The organism is Thermomonas aquatica (assembly GCF_006337105.1).
GTDB classification, from domain to species: Bacteria; Pseudomonadota; Gammaproteobacteria; order Xanthomonadales; family Xanthomonadaceae; genus Thermomonas; species Thermomonas aquatica.
On sequence record NZ_CP040871.1, the window covers coordinates 2,293,416 to 2,310,000 of the forward strand.

The following is a 16,585-nucleotide window of genomic DNA, read 5'->3' on the forward strand; positions in this document are numbered from 1 at the left end:
AAACGGCGGCCGAAGCCGCCGTTCCGGTGACGCATGAGGCTCGGGCTTACTGCGCCGGGCTTTCCGCCGGCGCATCCGCCTTAGGGGTTTCCGGCGTCACGGCGGTGTCGGCGGGCGCGGTTTCGGCTGGCACCGCCGCTGCAGGTGCGGCTTCGACCATGGCTGCCGTTGCCGGTGCCGCGATCGCCGCTGGGGCCTGCGCCGCCGCCTCGCCGCCGGTCGACGAAACCGGCAACAGCGGCACGATCAACAGGGCCACGATGTTGATGATCTTGATCAGCGGGTTCACGGCCGGGCCGGCGGTGTCCTTGTACGGGTCGCCGACGGTGTCGCCGGTGACCGCGGCCTTGTGCGCCTCGGAGCCCTTGCCGCCGAAGTTGCCGTCCTCGATGTACTTCTTGGCGTTGTCCCAGGCGCCGCCGCCGGTGGTCATCGAGATCGCCACGAAGATGCCGGTGACGATGGTGCCGATCAGCAGGCCGCCCAGCGCCTCCGGCCCCAGCAGCAGGCCGACCACGATCGGCACCGCCACCGGCAGCAGCGAGGGCACGATCATTTCCTTGATCGCGGACTTGGTCAGCATGTCCACCGCCTTGTCGTACTGCGGCTTGCCGGTGCCGTCCATGATCCCCTTGATCTCGCGGAACTGGCGGCGCACTTCCTCCACCACCGAACCGGCCGCGCGGCCCACGGCTTCCATCGCCATCGCGCCGAACAGGTACGGGATCAGGCCGCCGATCAGCAGGCCGATGATCACCCGGTGGTCGGACAGGTCGAAGGCGAACTTCATGCCGTTGTTCGCGGCTTCCAGGTTGTGGGTGTAGTCGGCGAACAGCACCAGTGCGGCGAGTGCGGCCGAACCGATCGCGTAACCCTTGGTCACCGCCTTGGTGGTGTTGCCCACCGCATCCAGCGGGTCGGTGATGTTGCGCACTTCCGGCGGCAGTTCCGACATTTCGGCGATGCCGCCGGCGTTGTCGGTGATCGGGCCGTAGGCGTCCAGCGCCACGATCATGCCGGCCATCGACAGCATCGAGGTCGCGGCGATGGCGATGCCGTACAGGCCGCCGTGCAGGTAGGCGAACCAGATCGCCAGGCAGACCGCGATCACCGGCAGCGCGGTGGACTTCATCGACACGCCGAGGCCGGCGATGATGTTGGTGCCGTGGCCGGTGGTCGAGGCCTTGGCCACGTGCTGCACCGGCTTGTACTGGGTGCCGGTGTAGTACTCGGTGATCCACACGATCACCCCGGTCAGCACCAGGCCGATCAGCGCGCAGATGTAGAGGTTCATCGCGCCATGCGCGTTGTCGCCCATCAGCTGGGTGGTGATCGGGTAGAACGCGATCGCCGCCAGCACCGCCGAGATGATCACGCCCTTGTACAGCGCGCCCATGATGTTGGGCTTGTCGCCGCTGACCTTGACGAAGGCCGCGCCGGTGATCGAGGCGAGGATCGACACGCCGCCCAGCACCAGCGGGTACAGCACCGCATTGTGGCCGGCCTCTGCGCCCATCATCCCGCCGAGCAGCATGGTGGCGATCACGGTGACCGCGTAGGTCTCGAACAGGTCGGCGGCCATGCCGGCGCAGTCGCCGACGTTGTCGCCGACGTTGTCGGCGATCACCGCCGGGTTGCGCGGGTCGTCCTCGGGGATGCCGGCCTCGACCTTGCCGACCAGGTCGGCGCCGACATCCGCGCCCTTGGTGAAGATGCCGCCGCCCAGGCGCGCGAAGATCGAGATCAGCGAGGAACCGAAGGCCAGGCCGACCAGCGCATGCAGGTTCTTTTCCTGCGACATGCCCAGCTTCTGCAGCACGAAGTAGTAGCCGGCCACGCCGAGCAGGCCCAGCCCGACCACCAGCATGCCGGTGATCGCGCCGCCCTTGAAGGCGACGTTCATCGCCGGGCCCATGCCGCTGCGCGCGGCTTCGGCGGTGCGCACGTTGGCGCGCACCGAGACGTTCATGCCGATGTAGCCGGCGGCGCCGGACAGCACCGCGCCGATCAGGAAGCCGATCGCGGTATGCCAGCTCAGGAACACCCCGATCAGCACGAACAGCACCACGCCGGCGACGGCGATCGTCGTGTACTGGCGGTTGAGGTAGGCGCGCGCGCCTTCCTGGATGGCGCCGGCGATCTCCTGCATGCGCGGGTTGCCGGCGGGTTGCTTGTTGATCCAGCCCGCGGCCCACAGGCCGTAGGCGATTGCGACGACGGCGCAGACCAGCGCCAGTACCAAACCGTATTGCTCCAGCATGAAACCCCTCCCCGGAGTCTTTCGAAGGAATGAACGGACCTGCATCGATGGCGTGCCCGGGTGGCGGGCAACGCCTCGACTATGGCACAGCCATGCGGCCCGTGGATGCCGCGGCAAGCATGAACCGGGCCATGAACGCGGGGTTCAGCCCAATCGTGCCAGCCTGTCGATGTTTTCGATGATCCGAGGTGCCCCGATGCTGCGACCGCACATGCTTTTCGCCGCCCTGCTCGCCGCGAGCATCCCCGCCATCGCCAGCGAGCCGGCGCCCGAAATCCAGCGCAAGCCAGGCGCGCCGCAGGCGGTCGGCGCGGTGCATACCCTGCGCGTGATCCCGGAAGCCTGCGCGCGCCTGGAAGGCCAGTTCACCGGCGATGCGAAGATGCCTTACAGGTTCGCTGCGGTGCGCACCAGCGAGCGCTGCCAGGCGCGCGCGCGTCTGGTCGATGCTGCCGGCGCGAAAGCCTCCGCCGCCAACGGCTGGGTGTTGAACGACGTGATCCGCGTGCCGAGCGCATCCTGCAAGGCGCAGCAGGCGGTGGTGCGGGTCTGGCGCAAGGACGTGAAAAACACGCCGCCGAAACTGGACGCGCAGGGCCGTTCGCGGATCTACCTGAAGGACGGCCTGGATGCCGCGCGTGCCGGCGACATCAGGCCCGTCCCGGTCTATGCCGCGGCGATGGCGGTCGAGGGCATTGCCTGCAAGTAACCAGGCTCAATCCGGCACGGTCACCCGCTTCAGCTTGCTGCCGGCGCCGGTCTTGATCGACACGGCGGATTTCGCGCAACCGAACCGGCGCGCGACCAGCTCGATCAGCTCCGCATTCGCCTTGCCGTCGACCGGCGGCGATTTCAGTTGCGCCAGCCAGGTGCCGTCCTCCTGTTGCGACAGCGACGACACGCGCGAATTCGGCTTGGCCTTGACCATCAGGATCGGCATGCCGACAGCATCGCATGCAAGGCAGGCAAGGGGTTCGATCGCATGGCGGAACCCGTGATGCGGAGGATGGCGGAATCCCTGCCTGCTCCGGTCGATGCGCGGCCGCCTGGAGTCGCTGGCTCAGTTCACCCGGTGCCGACTGCCCCGGCAGTCGCGAAAACGCCCGGCATCGCCGGGCGTCCGCAGCTGCCGCGCGGCGGCGTGGATCAGTTGCCGACCTTGAGCTTGCCGCCCTTGCCGAGGCCGCCCTGGACTTCCTGCGCCTCGTAGTTGCGCAGCGCGCGCACCAGGTTGTTGTAGGCATCGGCGAAGGCCGCGGCCAGCACCTTGCCTTCCGGGGTGTTGGTATAGCCGCCCAGCGCGCCATAGCCCGAGCCGCCCCAGCCGGCGATGCCGCCGCCGAAGTCGGTCTTGCGCGCCTGCCCCTGCGCGGCGGCGATCTGCACGCCCGAGCGGTTGTCGATCATGGTCAGGATGGTTTCGGCCTTCTTGAACTTCAGGCCGCCGACCACCGCGCCGATCGCGCCCAGCTTGCGCCCGCCGAACGCGCCGAGCATGCCGCCGATGCCGCCGGCATCGCTCTGCGAGAAATTGATGCTGGGGTTCATCGAGTAATCGGCCGCGACCATCTGGCCCTTGCCGAAGTTGCTGCCTTCGCGCAATTCGCCGCTGTCGGCCAGTGCGCGCTCCTGCATCATGTTCTGCATCGCGCGGCCGCGCTCGACCACCACGAAGCAGTTCGATTGCTGGATCATCATCCGGATCAGCGGGATGGTGGAGGGCAGGCGCAGGTCGGAGGTCAGGTAGCGGTACCAGTCGCCGCTCTGTTCCTCGACCACGCCGACCGTGCCGAGCGGTTCGTCGCAGCGTTCCAGCGTCGCCGAGGCGCCTTCCGCATGGCCGCCGGCGGCGGCGCCCTGCGGGCCGGTCTTGTTGCGTTGGGCCAGGGCCGGGCCGCTCAACAGCAGGCAGGCGCCCGCGACCAACAACAGCTTTTTCATCGGTATCCCCTTGGATTGTGTCTTGATGGCTTGAACGTGTGGCTGGCTGGGCCAATGGCCGTGCGCTTCGGGCTCAACCCTGCCAGGCAGGCAGCTTGCGGCGCAGCGCCGCATGCTTGGGGACAACGTAATCCGGCAGCCCATTCCGGCCATAAGGCGGATACGCTTCGCCTTCGATCAACGGTTGCAGATAGCGGCGGGCGGCGGCGGTGATGCCGTGGCCGTCCTTGCGGATGAAACCCTTCGGCATGGTCTTTTCGTGGTTGGCGATGGCCGACAGCGCGGCGATGTCGACATGCCAGCGGTAGGGCGCGTCGGCTTCGCGCACGATCACCGGCATCACCGCGTTCTGCCCGTTGAGCGCGCATTCCACCGCGGCGCGGCCGACCGCCATCGCCTGTTCGAGGTCGGTCTTCGAGGCGATGTGGCGCGCGGAACGCTGCAGGTAATCCGGTAGCGTCCAGTGCACCTTGTAGCCGAGGACATCCTTGACCCGGCCCGCCAGCTGCGAGGCCACCCCGCCCAGCTGGGTATGCCCGAACGCATCCTTGCCGCCGCCGGCATCGGCGACGAACCGGCCATCGGCCGTGCGGATGCCTTCGCTGGCGACCACCACGCAATGGCCGACCCGCTTCACCACGGCGTCGACCCTGGCGAGGAAGTCGGCCTCGTCGTAGGCGCGCTCGGGGAACAGGATGAGGTGCGGCGCATCGTCCTTGCCTGCGCCGGCCAGGCCCGCGGCGGCGGCCAGCCAACCGGCGTGGCGGCCCATCGCCTCGTACACGAACACCTTGGTCGAGGTCTCGGCCATCGCCGCCACGTCCAGCGCGCATTCGCGCACGGAGACCGCGGTGTACTTGGCCGCCGAGCCGAAGCCCGGGCAGCAGTCGGTGACCGCGAGGTCGTTGTCGATGGTCTTGGGCACGCCCACGCAGGTCAGCGGATAGCCGTATTCCGCCGCCAGCTGCGAGACCTTGAGCGCGGTATCGGCCGAATCGTTGCCGCCGTTGTAGAGGAACCAGCGCACGTCGTGGGCCTTGAACACCGCCAGCAGGCGCTCGTACTTGGCCCGGTCGGCGTCGAGCGACTTGAGCTTGAGCCGGCAGCTGCCGAAGGCGCCGCCCGGGGTGTGCGCCAGCGCCTTGACCTGGGCCAGCGGCATCGACGTGGTGTCGATCAATTGCTCGCGCAGGGCGCCGAGGATGCCGTTGCGCGCGGCCAGCACGCGGACCTTCCTGGCCCGGGCGGCCTGGATCACCGCCGAGGCGGAGGCGTTGATGACGGCGGTGACGCCGCCGCTTTGGGCATAGAGCAGGGTGCCTGCGGGCATGGGGGGTCCTTCGGGGCCGGTTCGATCGGGTTTTAGTGCCTGAATTCGGGTCGGGATACGGTAAGCTGGCCGCATTGCGGGCTCAGGCGCAGTCTAGCGCCGCTTCCGCCTGGCGATTCTGGAGCGATTCGATGCGATTGGTTCTGTTGGGCGCGCCCGGCTCCGGCAAGGGCACCCAGGCGGCACGGTTGAAGGAACACCTGCAGGTGCCGCACATCTCCACCGGCGACCTGCTGCGCGCGGAAGTGGCCGCCGGCAGCAAGCTGGGGCTGGAAGCCAAGGAAGTGATGGCGCGCGGCGAGCTGGTCAGCGACGCCATCCTGCTCGGCATGCTGGAAGACCGCTTCTCGCGCCCGGACACCGCCGGCGGCTTCATCCTCGACGGCTACCCGCGCAACCTGGCCCAGGCCGATGCGCTGGATGGCCTGCTCACCCGCATCAGGCAGCCGTTCGATTACGCGGTGCAGCTGGACGTGCCGACCGAGTTGCTGGTCGAGCGCATCGCCGGCCGCGCCAAGGCCGAAGGCCGCGCCGACGACAACCCCGACTCCGTGCGCAAGCGCCTGCAGATCTACGACGATTCCACCGCGCCGGTGATCGACTACTACCGCCAGCACGGCCAGCTCACCGTGGTCGATGGCGTGGGCGAACTGGACGAGGTGTTCACCCGCATCCTCGAGGCGATCCAGAAGGGTCACGACGTCGGCTGAGGCCGGGCGGTAACGGAACGCATGAAACTGCATATCCTCGGCATCGCCGGCACCTTCATGGGCGGCGTCGCCGCGCTGGCGCGCGAACGCGGGCACGCGGTCGAAGGCAGCGACCAGGCGGTGTATCCGCCGATGTCGACCCAGCTCGAACGACTCGGCATCGCGCTGAAGCAGGGCTATTCGCCCGACAACATGTCCGCCGACTGCGACGAGGTCGTGATCGGCAACGCGCTGTCGCGCGGCAATCCGGCGGTCGAGGCGGTGCTCGATGCCGGCCGCAGGTACACCAGCGGCGCGCAATGGCTGAGCGAACAGGTGCTGCCCGGGCGCGACGTGCTGGCGGTGGCCGGCACCCACGGCAAGACCACGACCACGACCATCCTGTCCTTCCTGCTGGACCGCGCCGGCCGCGACCCGGGCTTCCTGATCGGCGGCGTGGCCGAGGACTTCGGCGTGTCCGCGCGCATCGGCACGGGCCGCGAATTCGTGGTCGAGGCCGACGAATACGACACCGCCTTCTTCGACAAGCGCAGCAAGTTCGTCCACTACCGGCCGCTGGTCGCGATCCTCAACAACCTGGAATACGACCACGCCGACATCTTCCCGGACGTGGCGGCGATCCAGCGCCAGTTCCATCATCTCGTCCGCACCGTGCCGCGGCGGGGCCGGCTGGTCGTCAATGGCCACGACGAGCGCCTGCGCGAAGTGCTGGCGATGGGCTGCTGGACGCCGGTGGAGCGCTTCGGCTTCGATGCCGGCTTCGAGTGGAGCGCGCGCAAGCTGCGCGAGGACGGCAGCGCGTTCGCGGTATCGCATCGCGGCGTCGAGCTCGGCAGCGTCGAATGGCCGATGCTCGGCGACCACAACGTGCTCAACGGGCTGGCGGCGCTCGCCGCCTGCAATGCGGTCGGCGTCGATGTCGCCGCGCTGATCCCCGCGCTGGCGCACTTCAGCAGCGTGAAGCGGCGGATGGAAGTGATCGGCGAACACGCCGGCATCACGATCTACGACGACTTCGCCCACCACCCGACCGCGATCCGGACCACGCTTGCTGGGCTGCGCGCCAAGGTCGGCGATGCGCGGATCGTGGTGGCGATGGAGCCGCGCAGCAATTCGATGCGCCTGGGCGCGCATGCCGATGCGCTGGCGCCGTCGCTGGATATCGCCGATGCGGTGGTGTTCCTCGCCCGCCCGGAATTGCCGTGGGATGCGGACAAGGTGATCGCCGCGATCCGCGGCGATGCGCTGGCAGTGGCGGATGCCGATGCGCTGATCGCGCGCCTGCGCGAACGCGCGCGCGCCGGCGACCACGTGGTGTTCATGTCCAACGGCGGTTTCGACGGCGCGCCGCGGCGCTTCCTCGCCGCACTCCGCGATGCCTGAAGCGGCCGCGTCGTTGCCGTTGTTCCCGCTGCACGCGGTACTGGTGCCGGGTGCGGCGCTGGACCTGCGGATTTTCGAGCGCCGCTACCTCGACATGGTGCGCGACTGCGGTCGCGCCGGCGGCGGCTTCGGCGTCTGCCTGATCCTCGATGGCGATGAAGCCGGCACGCCGGCCACGCCCGCGGCGTTCGGCACCGAGGCGCTGATCGAGGATTTCGACACCACGCTGGACGGGCTGCTCTCGTTGCGCGTGCGTGGCCGCCGTCGCTTCCACGTGCTGCGCACCCGGGTGCGCGATACCGGCCTGGTGGTCGCCGACGTCGCATGGCGCGAGGACGATCCCGGTGCATCGCCGCGGTTGCGCCCGGAACACGCGCTGCTGGCGGAACTGCTGCGGCGGATGCTGGAGCAGGCCGGCGGCGCGGATCCGGCGCCGCCGCTGTTCGAGGATGCGGCCTGGGTCGGCTGGCGGCTGGCGGAACTTCTGCCGCTGTCGATGCCGCAACGGCAGGCGCTGTTGCAACTCGACGATCCGCACGTGCGCCTGCAGCAACTGCTCGACGGCATCGCCGAAAACGACTGACGCGGTCAGTCCGGGCCGACCCGGGCCTGCAACAGGCGTTCGCCCTCGCCGCTGCTGCCGGCGAGCGTGCGCAGGTCGGCGGGCAGGGCATGGTCGTGCGGTTCCGGTTGCCACAGGGTCAGCAGGCGCAGCTGCCTGCGCGCCTGCATGTGTTCGTAGCGACCGACCCAGAGCGGCATGCCGCTGGCCAGGCGCACGGGCGCGGGCCAGATCCGCAGCACTTCGATGCGGTCGGCGCGCGCGCCTGCACGGCGCAGCAGCAGGCGTTCGGGGTGGCCATCCAGCGCCAGCGGCAGCACCGGTTGTTGCGCCGGCCCGTGCGAGTCGTCGAGTACGCCCAGCACCGCGATCCAGTCCGCCGGCGCCTGCACGCTCCAGCCGGCAGCGCGCAGGCGCCGTTCCAGCAGGCTGAGGTCGCCGCGCGCCTGCAGGTCGAAATGGCGCGCCTCGCCGAGGCCTTGCCGCCACCACTGCCCATCGTCGAGCACGCGCTCCGGCGGCGGCGGTTCGAATTGCGCCAGGGTCGCTTGCGTGCTGCGCGGCGCATGCCAGGCCAGCGCCAGCGCGAAGCAGCCGTAGAACGCCGCGACCAGCGGGCGGATCAGGAACGAACGCGTGCTGTGGCGGCGATAGGCGATGCCGAGCACCAGCACCCAGACCACGCCCAGCAACATGCCGGCGATCACGTCGCTCAGCCAGTGCGCGCCCAGGTACAGCCGCGCGAATGCGACCAGCGCGGTGGCGACGCCGGCCACGAGATAGGGCCACACGCGCTGCCGGCCGGGGAATTCGCGCGCGACCAGCACCGCGAAGAAACCGAACACCACCGTGGTCATGGTCACCGCGATCGACGGGAAACCGAAGCCCGCCGCGGCGGTCGACGGGCGCGGCATGTCCACCAGCGCGCCCAGCCCGACCGTGATCAACAGGCCCACCGCGATCGCCGCCAGCCAGTGCGCCGCCGCCATCCAGCGCTTGCGCCATGCGAGCCAGGCCAGGGCCGCCAGCGAGCCGGCGCCGAGCGCGGGCGCGCTGCCGATCGCCGCCAGCGCGGCCATGGTGCGGTCGGCCAATGGATTGCGCAGGGAGAACATCACCGCCTGCACGTCGCGGTCGAACAGCAGCGGTTCTCCGCGCACCAGCAGCCAGGCGGTGAACCCGGCCCACAACCAGGCCGCCGCGAACAGGCAGGTCGCCAGCACCGCCAGCGAGGCCGACTCCGGCCGGCGCGGATCGATCAGCGCGGCGGCATAGCGGCCGAGGCGCGGATGCGCGCGCGTCCACAGCAAGGCGCGCGCGAGCAGGTTGTCGGCATGCGCGGCGAACCAGCGCCAGGTGTACAGCACCAGCGCCCACACCAGCGCCAGCGCGGCGAACAGGCCGAGCAGCACCAGCGCCAGCTTGTCGGCGACCGCGGCCACCGCATCGTAGGACGCGCCGAAGATCCAGCCCGGGGCGAGGAACACCGCGGCCCAGCTCAATGCCGCGAAGGCGCTGGCGGGCGCGTAGCGTTTCAGCGGCATGTGCAGCATGCCCGCCACCGCCGGCACGAACGGCCGCACCGCACCGACGAAGCGCGCGGTCACGATGCCCTTGCTGCCATGCCGGCGGAACATCTGCTCGCCGCGATCCAGCAACCCCGGATAGCGCTTGAACAGCCACAGTTCGCGCATCGCCGGCCCCCAGCGATGGCCGATCCAGTAACTCAGCGCATCGCCGGCGAAGGCGCCCGCCGCCGCGCACAGCAAGGCGTACGGGCCGTCGAGATGGCCCAGCCCGATCAGGGTGCCGACCGCGAACAGCAGCGGCAGCGCCGGCACCACGATGCCGACCACCGCCAGCGCGTCGCAGAACGCGATCAGGAACACCAGGCCGCCCGCGGCATGCGGGTGTGCGCTGATCCAGGCGAGGGTGGCGTCGAACCAGGCGCTCTGCATGCGCCGATTATAGGCGGCGGCATCTGCAGGCCCGTTACACTCCGGCATCGCACCGGAGATGCCGCATGGCCAGCTTGTCGGGCAAGACCCTGTTCATCACCGGCGCCTCGCGCGGGATCGGCCTGGCCATCGCCCTGCGCGCCGCGCGCGACGGCGCCAACATCGCCATCGCGGCGAAATCCTCGGTGGCGAATCCGAAGTTGCCGGGCACCATCCACAGCGCCGCCGCCGAGATCGAAGCCGCCGGCGGCCGCGCGCTGGCGCTGAAGTGCGACATCCGCGAGGAGGACGAGGTGCGCGCGGCGGTCGCGGCCACGGTGGATGCGTTCGGCGGCATCGACATCCTGGTCAACAACGCCAGCGCGATCTGGCTGCGCGGCGCGCTGGACACGCCGATGAAGCGCTTCGACCTGATGCAGCAGGTCAACAGCCGCGGCAGCTTCCTGTGCGCGCAGGCCTGCCTGCCGCACCTGCTGCAGGCGCCGAACCCGCACGTCCTCACCCTGGCGCCGCCGCCCTCGCTCGAGCCGAAATGGTGGGCCGCGCACACCGGCTACACGCTGGCGAAGATGGGCATGAGCTTCGTCACGCTCGGGCTGGCCGGCGAGTTCGGGCCGCAGGGCGTGGCGGTCAATGCCTTGTGGCCGAAGACGGTGATCGCCACCGATGCGATCAACATGATTCCCGGCGTGGACGCGCGCAACTGCCGCACCCCGCAGATCGTCGCCGATGCCGCGCATGCCATCCTCGTTCGCGACGCGCGCGGCTTCGCCGGCAACTTCCTGATCGACGAAGACGTGCTGCGCGAGGCCGGCACCAGCGATTTCGACCGGTATGCGGTCGAACCCGGCCGGCGCCTGCTGCCGGACCTGTTCCTCGATCCGTGAGCATGGCTTCATGGGATCATGTGCGCCCCGCCCACGCTCCCGCCACGCCGATGAAATACCTGCACGCCATGGTCCGCGTCCGCGACCTCGACGCCTCCCTGCGCTTCTATTGCGAAGGACTGGGCCTGCGCGAAACGCGGCGCATGGAAAACGAGAAGGGTCGCTACACGCTGGTCTTCGTCGCCGCCGATGAAACCCCGCACGCCGAGGTCGAACTGACCTGGAACTGGCCGGGCGAGGACGGCGCGGTCGAGGATTACGGCAGCGCCCGCAACTTCGGCCACCTCGCGTTCCGCGTCGACGACATCTACGCCACCTGCGCGCGCCTGCAGGCGATGGGCTACGCGATCGGCCGACCGCCGCGCGACGGCCACATGGCGTTCGTGCGCTCGCCGGACCTGGTGTCGATCGAGCTGCTGCAGGACGGCTACCTCGCGCCTAGGGAGCCTTGGGCCTCGATGCCGAACACCGGCGTCTGGTAATCGGTCCTGCAAGGGGGAACGCGCATGCACTTCACGCAGGGCCTGGCGGATTTCGCCATTTACTTCGGCATGGGCCTCGGCTTCATGGTGCTGTACGTGGTGCTGTACCTGCATGCCACGCCGCATCGGGAAATCACCCTGATCCGCGGCGACAACCTGCCTGCCGCGGTCGTGCTGGCGGGTGCCTTGCTCGGCTTCGCGCTGCCGCTGGCCAGCGCCTTGCGCACCGCCAGCGGCCTGCTGGACGTGGCGGCGTGGGCGTTCATGGCGCTGGCCGCGCAATTGGCCGCCTATGCGCTGGTGGCTCTGCTGCTCAAGGATTTCTCCAAACGGATCAACCGCGGCGAGATGGCGGCCGCGGTGCTGGCGGCGGCGATCCACCTTGGCGTGGGCCTGATCAATTCCGCCGCGATGAGTTTCTGACCGAAGCGATGACGATGACCGAATCCACCAGCGGTTCCGCACGGCTGCTCGCCCTCGGGCGCGACTACTACCTGCCGGTCTACCGCCCGCGCCAGCTGATCCTCGAGCGCGGCGCCGGCAGCCGCCTGTGGGACATCGAGGGCCGCGAATACATCGACCTCGCCGGCGGCATCGCCGTATGCGGCCTGGGCCATTGCGATCCCGACCTGTCCGCCGCGCTGCTCGCGCAGGCCGGCAAGCTCTGGCACACCAGCAACGTGTTCTACAGCGAGCCGCCGGTGCGGCTGGCCGAAGAACTGGTGACCGCCTCGCGCTTCGCGACGCGGGCCTTCCTGTGCAATTCCGGCGCGGAAGCCAACGAGGCCGCGATCAAGCTGGTGCGCAAATGGGCCTCCACGCAAGGGCGCGGGCCCGAGCGCCGCGTCATCGTCACGTTCCGCGGCAGCTTCCACGGCCGCACGCTGGCGGCGGTCACCGCGACCGCGCAGCCGAAGTACCAGGAAGGCTACGAACCGCTGCCCGGCGGGTTCCGCTACGTCGACTTCAACGACATCGCCCAGCTCGAGGTGGCGATGGCGAGCGGCGACGTGGCCGCGGTGCTGCTGGAACCGATCCAGGGCGAGGGCGGGGTGATGCCGGCCGCGCCCGGCTTCCTGCAGGCGGTGCGCGCGCTGTGCGACAGGCACGACGCCTTGCTCGTGCTCGACGAGATCCAGTGCGGGATGGGCCGTACCGGCACCCTGTTCGCGCACTGGCAGGACGGCGTGCTGCCCGACATCGTGACCCTGGCCAAGGCGCTCGGCGGCGGCATGCCGATCGGCGCGCTGCTGGCCGGGCCGAAGGTCGCCGAGGTCATGCAGTTCGGCGCGCACGGCACCACCTTCGGCGGCAACCCGCTGGCTTCGGCGGTGGCGCGTGTCGCCTTGCGCAAACTCGCGTCCGATGCGATCGCCGCGAACGTGCAGCGGCAGGAACGGGCGATCCGCGACGGACTGGCCGCGCTCGATCGCGACTTCGACCTGTTCGCCGACATCCGTGGCCGTGGCCTGATGCTCGGCGCGGCGCTGAAGCCGGCGTACGCGGGCAGGGCCGGCGAGATCCTCGACCATGCCGCCGGCAACGGGCTGCTGCTGTTGCAGGCGGGCCCGGACGTGCTGCGCTTCGTGCCCGCGTTGAACATCGGCGATGCGGACATCGCCGAAGGCCTGTCGCGCTTGCGCGCGTCGATCGCCGCGTTCGTCGCTGCGGCGTCCTAGCCCAGCGCCTGCGCGAGGTCGGCGATCAAGTCGCCGGCGTCCTCCAGCCCCACCGAAATCCGCAGCAGGTTCTGCGGCGAACGCGGGTTCGCGCCTTCCACCGAGGCACGATGCTCGATCAGCGATTCGCAGCCGCCCAATGACGTCGCGTTGGTGAACAAGCGCAGCTTGCCGGCCATCGCCAGCGCGGCCTCGCGGCCGCCGCGCAGTTCGACGCTGAGCATGCCGCCGAAGTCGCGCATCTGCCGTACGGCCACCGCGTGGCCGGGGTGCGAGGCAAGGCCCGGGTAGTTCACCCGTTCCACCGCAGGGTGCGATGTCAGGAAGTCGGCGACCTTGCGCGCATTCGCGCAATGCATCGCCATCCGCGCGCCGAGCGAGCGGCAGCCGCGCAGGGTCAGCCAGGCGCTGAACGGCGCCAGCACCGCGCCGGTGACGTGCAGGCGATGCGCGACCTTCGCCGCCAGCGCGTCCTTCCTCGCGAACACCAGCGCGCCGCCGAGCACGTCGCTGTGGCCGCCGAAATACTTGGTCGTCGAATGCATCACGATGTCGGCGCCCAATGCCAGCGGGCGCTGCAGCAGCGGGGTGGCGAAGGTGTTGTCGACCACCACGATGGCGCCCGCCGCATGGCCGATCTGCGCCAGCGCGGCGATATCGGCGATCTTCATCAACGGATTGGACGGCGTTTCGATCCACAGCAGCGCAAGCGGCGTGGCGCAGGCCGCGCGCACGGCATCGAGGTCGGCCATGTCCACCACCGTGGCGACGATCCCGCGTTCCGGCAGGAACTCCTCGAACAGCATGCGCAGGCCGCTGTAGCAGTCGTCCGGGAACAGCACGCGCGCGCCGCCTGGCAGGGATTCCAGCAGGGTGGTCATCGCCGCCATGCCGGAGGCGAAGGTGAGCGCGTCCTCGCCGCCTTCCAGCGCCACCAGCGCTGCGCGCAGGCGGTCGTTGGTCGGGTTGCCCTCGCGCTGGTATTCGTAGCCGGCCACGCGTTCGCCGGCCGGGCCGTGGCGGAACGTGGTGCTGAGGTGCAGCGGCGGCGCCACCGCGCCGGTGGCCGCATCGGGTTCGTTGCCGACATGGACGGCGAGGGTGCTCGCGTCCAGTCCGTCGCGCTGGATGCTCATGCGCGTATCTCGGCGAATGCGCCGCGCGCGGCCTCGATGGTGGCGGCGATCGCGGCATCGTCGTGCGCGCTGGACATGAAGCCGGCCTCGAACGCGGATGGCGCCAGGTACACGCCGCGTTCCAGCATCGCGTGGAAGAAGCGGTTGAAGGCGGCGGTGTCGCAGGCCATCGCCTGCGCGTAGGTGTCGACGATCTGATCGCTGAAGAACATGCCGAACATGCCGCCGACGCGTTGCGTGGTGAAGGCCACGCCGGCCTCGCGCGCGGCGGCTTCCAGGCCATCGCAGAGCGCATTGGTCTTCGCTTCCAGCGATGCGTAGAAGCCGGGCGCCTGCACCAGATCCAGCATCGCGAGGCCGGCCGCCATCGCCACCGGATTGCCGCTGAGCGTGCCGGCCTGGTAGATCGGGCCGCTCGGCGCGATCTGCTGCATCAGCTCGCGGCGACCGCCGTAGGCGCCGACCGGCATGCCGCCGCCGATCACCTTGCCGAAGGTCGAAAGGTCGGGCGCCACGCCATAACGCGCCTGCGCGCCGCCCAGCGCGACGCGGAAGCCGGTCATCACCTCGTCGAAGATCAGCAGCGCGCCGTGCTGGGTGCAGAGCTCGCGCAGGTGCTGCAGGTAGCCCGCGCGCGGCGGCAGGCAGTTGGCATTGCCGACCACCGGCTCCACGATCAGCCCGGCGATGTCGCCGCCGCATTCGTCGAACAACGCGGTGGCCCCGTCGAAATCGTTGTAGCTGAGCGTCAGGGTCAGGTCGGCCAGCGCCTTCGGCACGCCGGGCGAGGTCGGCACGCCGAAGGTCAGCGCGCCGCTGCCGGCCTTGACCAGGAAGCTGTCGCCGTGGCCGTGGTAGCAGCCCTCGAACTTGACGATGCGGCTGCGGCCGGTGGCGCCGCGCGCAAGGCGGATCGCGGACAGGGTGGCCTCGGTGCCGGAGTTGACCATGCGCACCATCTCGCAACTCGGGATGAGGCGGGCGATGGCCTCGGCCATCGTCACTTCCAGCGGATTCGGCGTGCCGAAGCTCAGGCCGTTGCGCGCGGTGTCGATGACGGCATCGAGCACTTGCGGATGGTTGTGGCCGACGATCATCGGGCCCCAGGAGCCGACGTAGTCGATGTAGCGGTTGCCGTCGGCATCGCACAGGTAGGGGCCATCCGCGCGCTGCACGAAGAACGGCTCGCCGCCCACCGATTTGAACGCGCGCACCGGCGAATTGACGCCGCCGGGCATCAGGCCTTGCGCGCGGCTGAAGAGGTCGTGGGATCGTTGCTTGTTCATGCGGTTTCGTCTTCGAAGCAGGAGAGGTAGGCGCGTGCGGCGGCGACCGGGTCGGGCGCGTCGAACACGCCGCTGATCACGGCGAGCAGGTCGGCGCCGGCAGCGACCAGCGGCCGTGCATTGTCAGGGGTGATGCCGCCGATGGCCACGCGCGGGATGCCGAGGTCCGCGCTTTCGCGCAGCAGGTGGATGCCGGCGCGGCGCGCGTCCGGTTTCGTCGGCGAAGCGAAGAAAGCGCCGAAGGCGACGTAATCCGCGCCGGCAGCGAGCGCGGCGTTCGCGCGATGCAGGTCGCCGTAGCAGGAGATGCCGACGACCGCGTCGTCGCCGAGCAGTGCGCGCGCGCTGGCGATGCTGCCGTCGTGTTCGCCGAGATGGATGCCGTCGGCATCCAGTTCGCGCGCAAGCGCCGCATCGTCGTTGACGATGAAGGGCACGCCCGCATCGCTGCAGGCTTCGCGCAGCCGCGATCCGGCTGCGCGCAACGCGGCGGCATCCATCACCTTGTTGCGCAACTGCAGGCAGGACGCATACGGCAACAGCGGCAGGCTGCGCGCGAGCAGGCGCGCACCGTCATCTTCGTCGGGCGTGATCAGGTACAGGCCGCGGTGGAGGCGGTGTCGGGTCATGTCGCTTCCGCAAGGGGGCGCGGGATGGGACAATCGCGCCAGTCCTCTCCATTATCGCCCCGATGTCCGATTCCGCCGCTGTCGACGCCCCCTACCGCACCTGGATGTGCGTGGTCTGCGGCTTCGTCTATGACGAGGCGCTGGGCCTGCCGGAGGACGGCATCGAGCCGGGCACGCGCTGGGAGGACATCCCGGATACGTGGACCTGCCCGGATTGCGGCGTCAGCAAGGACGATTTCGAGCTGATGCGGGGCTGAGCCCGCGGCTCATTTCGCGGGCGGGATGCCCGGCCCGAACGTGATCCGCGCCCCGTCCTGCAGCTTCAGCCGCGCCGCTTCGCCC

At 69.9% G+C, this 16,585-nt stretch carries 18 protein-coding genes (1 of these 18 running past the window's edge); 9 read left to right on the forward strand and 9 right to left on the reverse strand.

Translation table 11 applies throughout. The features are described from left to right. Nucleotides 1-46 precede the first annotated feature (46 nt). Nucleotides 47-2,260 (reverse strand): sodium-translocating pyrophosphatase, encoded by a 2,214-nt coding sequence (locus FHQ07_RS10800; RefSeq protein WP_139716811.1) that lies wholly within the window; start codon nucleotides 2,258-2,260, stop codon nucleotides 47-49. 196 nt (nucleotides 2,261-2,456) lie between these two features. Here FHQ07_RS10800 and FHQ07_RS10805 point away from each other — a divergent pair, with 196 nt between their 5' ends. After that, nucleotides 2,457-2,969, forward strand: coding sequence for a hypothetical protein (locus FHQ07_RS10805; protein WP_139716812.1), 513 nt, complete (start codon nucleotides 2,457-2,459; stop codon nucleotides 2,967-2,969). Nucleotides 2,970-2,975: 6 nt separating this feature from the next. On the opposite strand, the gene FHQ07_RS10810 is transcribed toward FHQ07_RS10805, so the two are convergent. The 3 genes from FHQ07_RS10810 to FHQ07_RS10820 form a co-directional block, all read right to left on the reverse strand. After that, nucleotides 2,976-3,200: a DUF167 domain-containing protein gene (locus FHQ07_RS10810; RefSeq protein ID WP_139716813.1), complete on the reverse strand. Its 225-nt coding sequence runs from the start codon at nucleotides 3,198-3,200 to the stop codon at nucleotides 2,976-2,978. A 206-nt stretch (nucleotides 3,201-3,406) separates the two neighbouring features. Further along, complete coding sequence (locus FHQ07_RS10815; RefSeq protein ID WP_139716814.1) at nucleotides 3,407-4,201, reverse strand: CsgG/HfaB family protein; 795 nt, start codon at nucleotides 4,199-4,201, stop codon at nucleotides 3,407-3,409. A 73-nt stretch (nucleotides 4,202-4,274) separates the two neighbouring features. Beyond that, nucleotides 4,275-5,531, reverse strand: coding sequence for a 6-phosphofructokinase (locus FHQ07_RS10820; RefSeq protein ID WP_139716815.1), 1,257 nt, complete (start codon nucleotides 5,529-5,531; stop codon nucleotides 4,275-4,277). A gap of 131 nt (nucleotides 5,532-5,662) precedes the next feature. Here FHQ07_RS10820 and FHQ07_RS10825 point away from each other — a divergent pair, with 131 nt between their 5' ends. Genes FHQ07_RS10825 through FHQ07_RS10835 form a run of 3 tightly spaced genes read left to right on the forward strand, consistent with a single transcriptional unit; the run spans nucleotide 5,663 to nucleotide 8,207 of the window. After that, the gene (locus tag FHQ07_RS10825; RefSeq protein ID WP_139716816.1) at nucleotides 5,663-6,241 is read left to right on the forward strand and encodes an adenylate kinase; all 579 of its coding nucleotides are present in this window, start codon (nucleotides 5,663-5,665) and stop codon (nucleotides 6,239-6,241) included. A gap of 21 nt (nucleotides 6,242-6,262) precedes the next feature. Then, the gene (gene mpl, locus FHQ07_RS10830; protein ID WP_139716817.1) at nucleotides 6,263-7,624 is read left to right on the forward strand and encodes a UDP-N-acetylmuramate:L-alanyl-gamma-D-glutamyl-meso-diaminopimelate ligase; all 1,362 of its coding nucleotides are present in this window, start codon (nucleotides 6,263-6,265) and stop codon (nucleotides 7,622-7,624) included. Next, nucleotides 7,617-8,207: an LON peptidase substrate-binding domain-containing protein gene (locus FHQ07_RS10835; protein WP_139716818.1), complete on the forward strand. Its 591-nt coding sequence runs from the start codon at nucleotides 7,617-7,619 to the stop codon at nucleotides 8,205-8,207. Before mpl ends, FHQ07_RS10835 begins: the two co-directional genes overlap by 8 nt. 5 nt (nucleotides 8,208-8,212) lie before the next feature. On the opposite strand, the gene FHQ07_RS10840 is transcribed toward FHQ07_RS10835, so the two are convergent. Then, nucleotides 8,213-10,144 carry a bifunctional DedA family/phosphatase PAP2 family protein gene (locus FHQ07_RS10840; protein WP_168191546.1) on the reverse strand — a complete coding sequence of 644 codons (1,932 nt, stop codon included), beginning with the start codon at nucleotides 10,142-10,144 and terminating at the stop codon, nucleotides 8,213-8,215. Between the two features lie 65 nt (nucleotides 10,145-10,209). Between FHQ07_RS10840 and FHQ07_RS10845 the strand changes: the two genes are divergently transcribed. Genes FHQ07_RS10845 through FHQ07_RS10860 form a run of 4 tightly spaced genes read left to right on the forward strand, consistent with a single transcriptional unit; the run spans nucleotide 10,210 to nucleotide 13,192 of the window. Next, nucleotides 10,210-11,031: an SDR family oxidoreductase gene (locus FHQ07_RS10845; RefSeq protein WP_139716820.1), complete on the forward strand. Its 822-nt coding sequence runs from the start codon at nucleotides 10,210-10,212 to the stop codon at nucleotides 11,029-11,031. A gap of 50 nt (nucleotides 11,032-11,081) precedes the next feature. Beyond that, the gene (locus FHQ07_RS10850; RefSeq protein ID WP_139716821.1) at nucleotides 11,082-11,513 is read left to right on the forward strand and encodes a VOC family protein; all 432 of its coding nucleotides are present in this window, start codon (nucleotides 11,082-11,084) and stop codon (nucleotides 11,511-11,513) included. A gap of 24 nt (nucleotides 11,514-11,537) precedes the next feature. Then, nucleotides 11,538-11,936 carry a DUF350 domain-containing protein gene (locus tag FHQ07_RS10855; protein WP_139716822.1) on the forward strand — a complete coding sequence of 133 codons (399 nt, stop codon included), beginning with the start codon at nucleotides 11,538-11,540 and terminating at the stop codon, nucleotides 11,934-11,936. A gap of 14 nt (nucleotides 11,937-11,950) precedes the next feature. Next, entirely contained in the window at nucleotides 11,951-13,192 is a 1,242-nt protein-coding gene (locus FHQ07_RS10860; RefSeq protein WP_139716823.1) for an acetylornithine transaminase, read from the forward strand. On the opposite strand, the gene FHQ07_RS10865 is transcribed toward FHQ07_RS10860, so the two are convergent. From FHQ07_RS10865 to thiE, 3 genes are read right to left on the reverse strand one after another with little or no spacing between them, the layout of a single operon-like run. Continuing rightward, nucleotides 13,189-14,328, reverse strand: a complete 1,140-nt coding sequence (locus tag FHQ07_RS10865) for a trans-sulfuration enzyme family protein (RefSeq protein WP_139716824.1) — start codon at nucleotides 14,326-14,328, stop codon at nucleotides 13,189-13,191. The genes FHQ07_RS10860 and FHQ07_RS10865 overlap by 4 nt on opposite strands. Next, complete coding sequence (gene hemL, locus FHQ07_RS10870) at nucleotides 14,325-15,614, reverse strand: glutamate-1-semialdehyde 2,1-aminomutase (RefSeq protein ID WP_139716825.1); 1,290 nt, start codon at nucleotides 15,612-15,614, stop codon at nucleotides 14,325-14,327. Before hemL ends, FHQ07_RS10865 begins: the two co-directional genes overlap by 4 nt. Then, nucleotides 15,611-16,243 (reverse strand): thiamine phosphate synthase, encoded by a 633-nt coding sequence (thiE, locus tag FHQ07_RS10875; protein ID WP_139716826.1) that lies wholly within the window; start codon nucleotides 16,241-16,243, stop codon nucleotides 15,611-15,613. Before thiE ends, hemL begins: the two co-directional genes overlap by 4 nt. Nucleotides 16,244-16,305: 62 nt before the next feature. On the opposite strand from thiE, the gene FHQ07_RS10880 reads away from it, so the two are divergent. Then, nucleotides 16,306-16,500: a rubredoxin gene (locus FHQ07_RS10880; protein ID WP_139716827.1), complete on the forward strand. Its 195-nt coding sequence runs from the start codon at nucleotides 16,306-16,308 to the stop codon at nucleotides 16,498-16,500. A 9-nt stretch (nucleotides 16,501-16,509) separates the two neighbouring features. Here FHQ07_RS10880 and FHQ07_RS10885 read toward each other — a convergent pair whose 3' ends face one another. Further along, nucleotides 16,510-16,585, reverse strand: the 3' end of a protein-coding gene (locus FHQ07_RS10885; RefSeq protein WP_139716828.1) for a DUF192 domain-containing protein. Its footprint extends 371 nt past the window's final position; 76 of the gene's 447 nt are visible here — the last part of the coding sequence; its start codon lies off the right edge, out of view; the stop codon is at nucleotides 16,510-16,512.

Coding starts and splice junctions, on each gene's coding strand:
- FHQ07_RS10860 (WP_139716823.1), top strand. CDS start 11,951: ATGACCGAATCCACCAGCGGTTCCGCACGGCTGCTCGCCCTCGGGCGC.
- FHQ07_RS10840 (WP_168191546.1), bottom strand. CDS start 10,144: ATGCAGAGCGCCTGGTTCGACGCCACCCTCGCCTGGATCAGCGCACAC.
- FHQ07_RS10865 (WP_139716824.1), bottom strand. CDS start 14,328: ATGAGCATCCAGCGCGACGGACTGGACGCGAGCACCCTCGCCGTCCAT.
- FHQ07_RS10805 (WP_139716812.1), top strand. CDS start 2,457: ATGCTGCGACCGCACATGCTTTTCGCCGCCCTGCTCGCCGCGAGCATC.
- FHQ07_RS10825 (WP_139716816.1), top strand. CDS start 5,663: ATGCGATTGGTTCTGTTGGGCGCGCCCGGCTCCGGCAAGGGCACCCAG.
- FHQ07_RS10845 (WP_139716820.1), top strand. CDS start 10,210: ATGGCCAGCTTGTCGGGCAAGACCCTGTTCATCACCGGCGCCTCGCGC.
- mpl (WP_139716817.1), top strand. CDS start 6,263: ATGAAACTGCATATCCTCGGCATCGCCGGCACCTTCATGGGCGGCGTC.
- FHQ07_RS10855 (WP_139716822.1), top strand. CDS start 11,538: ATGCACTTCACGCAGGGCCTGGCGGATTTCGCCATTTACTTCGGCATG.
- thiE (WP_139716826.1), bottom strand. CDS start 16,243: ATGACCCGACACCGCCTCCACCGCGGCCTGTACCTGATCACGCCCGAC.
- FHQ07_RS10800 (WP_139716811.1), bottom strand. CDS start 2,260: ATGCTGGAGCAATACGGTTTGGTACTGGCGCTGGTCTGCGCCGTCGTC.
- FHQ07_RS10820 (WP_139716815.1), bottom strand. CDS start 5,531: ATGCCCGCAGGCACCCTGCTCTATGCCCAAAGCGGCGGCGTCACCGCC.
- FHQ07_RS10850 (WP_139716821.1), top strand. CDS start 11,082: ATGAAATACCTGCACGCCATGGTCCGCGTCCGCGACCTCGACGCCTCC.
- FHQ07_RS10810 (WP_139716813.1), bottom strand. CDS start 3,200: ATGCCGATCCTGATGGTCAAGGCCAAGCCGAATTCGCGCGTGTCGTCG.
- hemL (WP_139716825.1), bottom strand. CDS start 15,614: ATGAACAAGCAACGATCCCACGACCTCTTCAGCCGCGCGCAAGGCCTG.
- FHQ07_RS10880 (WP_139716827.1), top strand. CDS start 16,306: ATGTCCGATTCCGCCGCTGTCGACGCCCCCTACCGCACCTGGATGTGC.
- FHQ07_RS10835 (WP_139716818.1), top strand. CDS start 7,617: ATGCCTGAAGCGGCCGCGTCGTTGCCGTTGTTCCCGCTGCACGCGGTA.
- FHQ07_RS10815 (WP_139716814.1), bottom strand. CDS start 4,201: ATGAAAAAGCTGTTGTTGGTCGCGGGCGCCTGCCTGCTGTTGAGCGGC.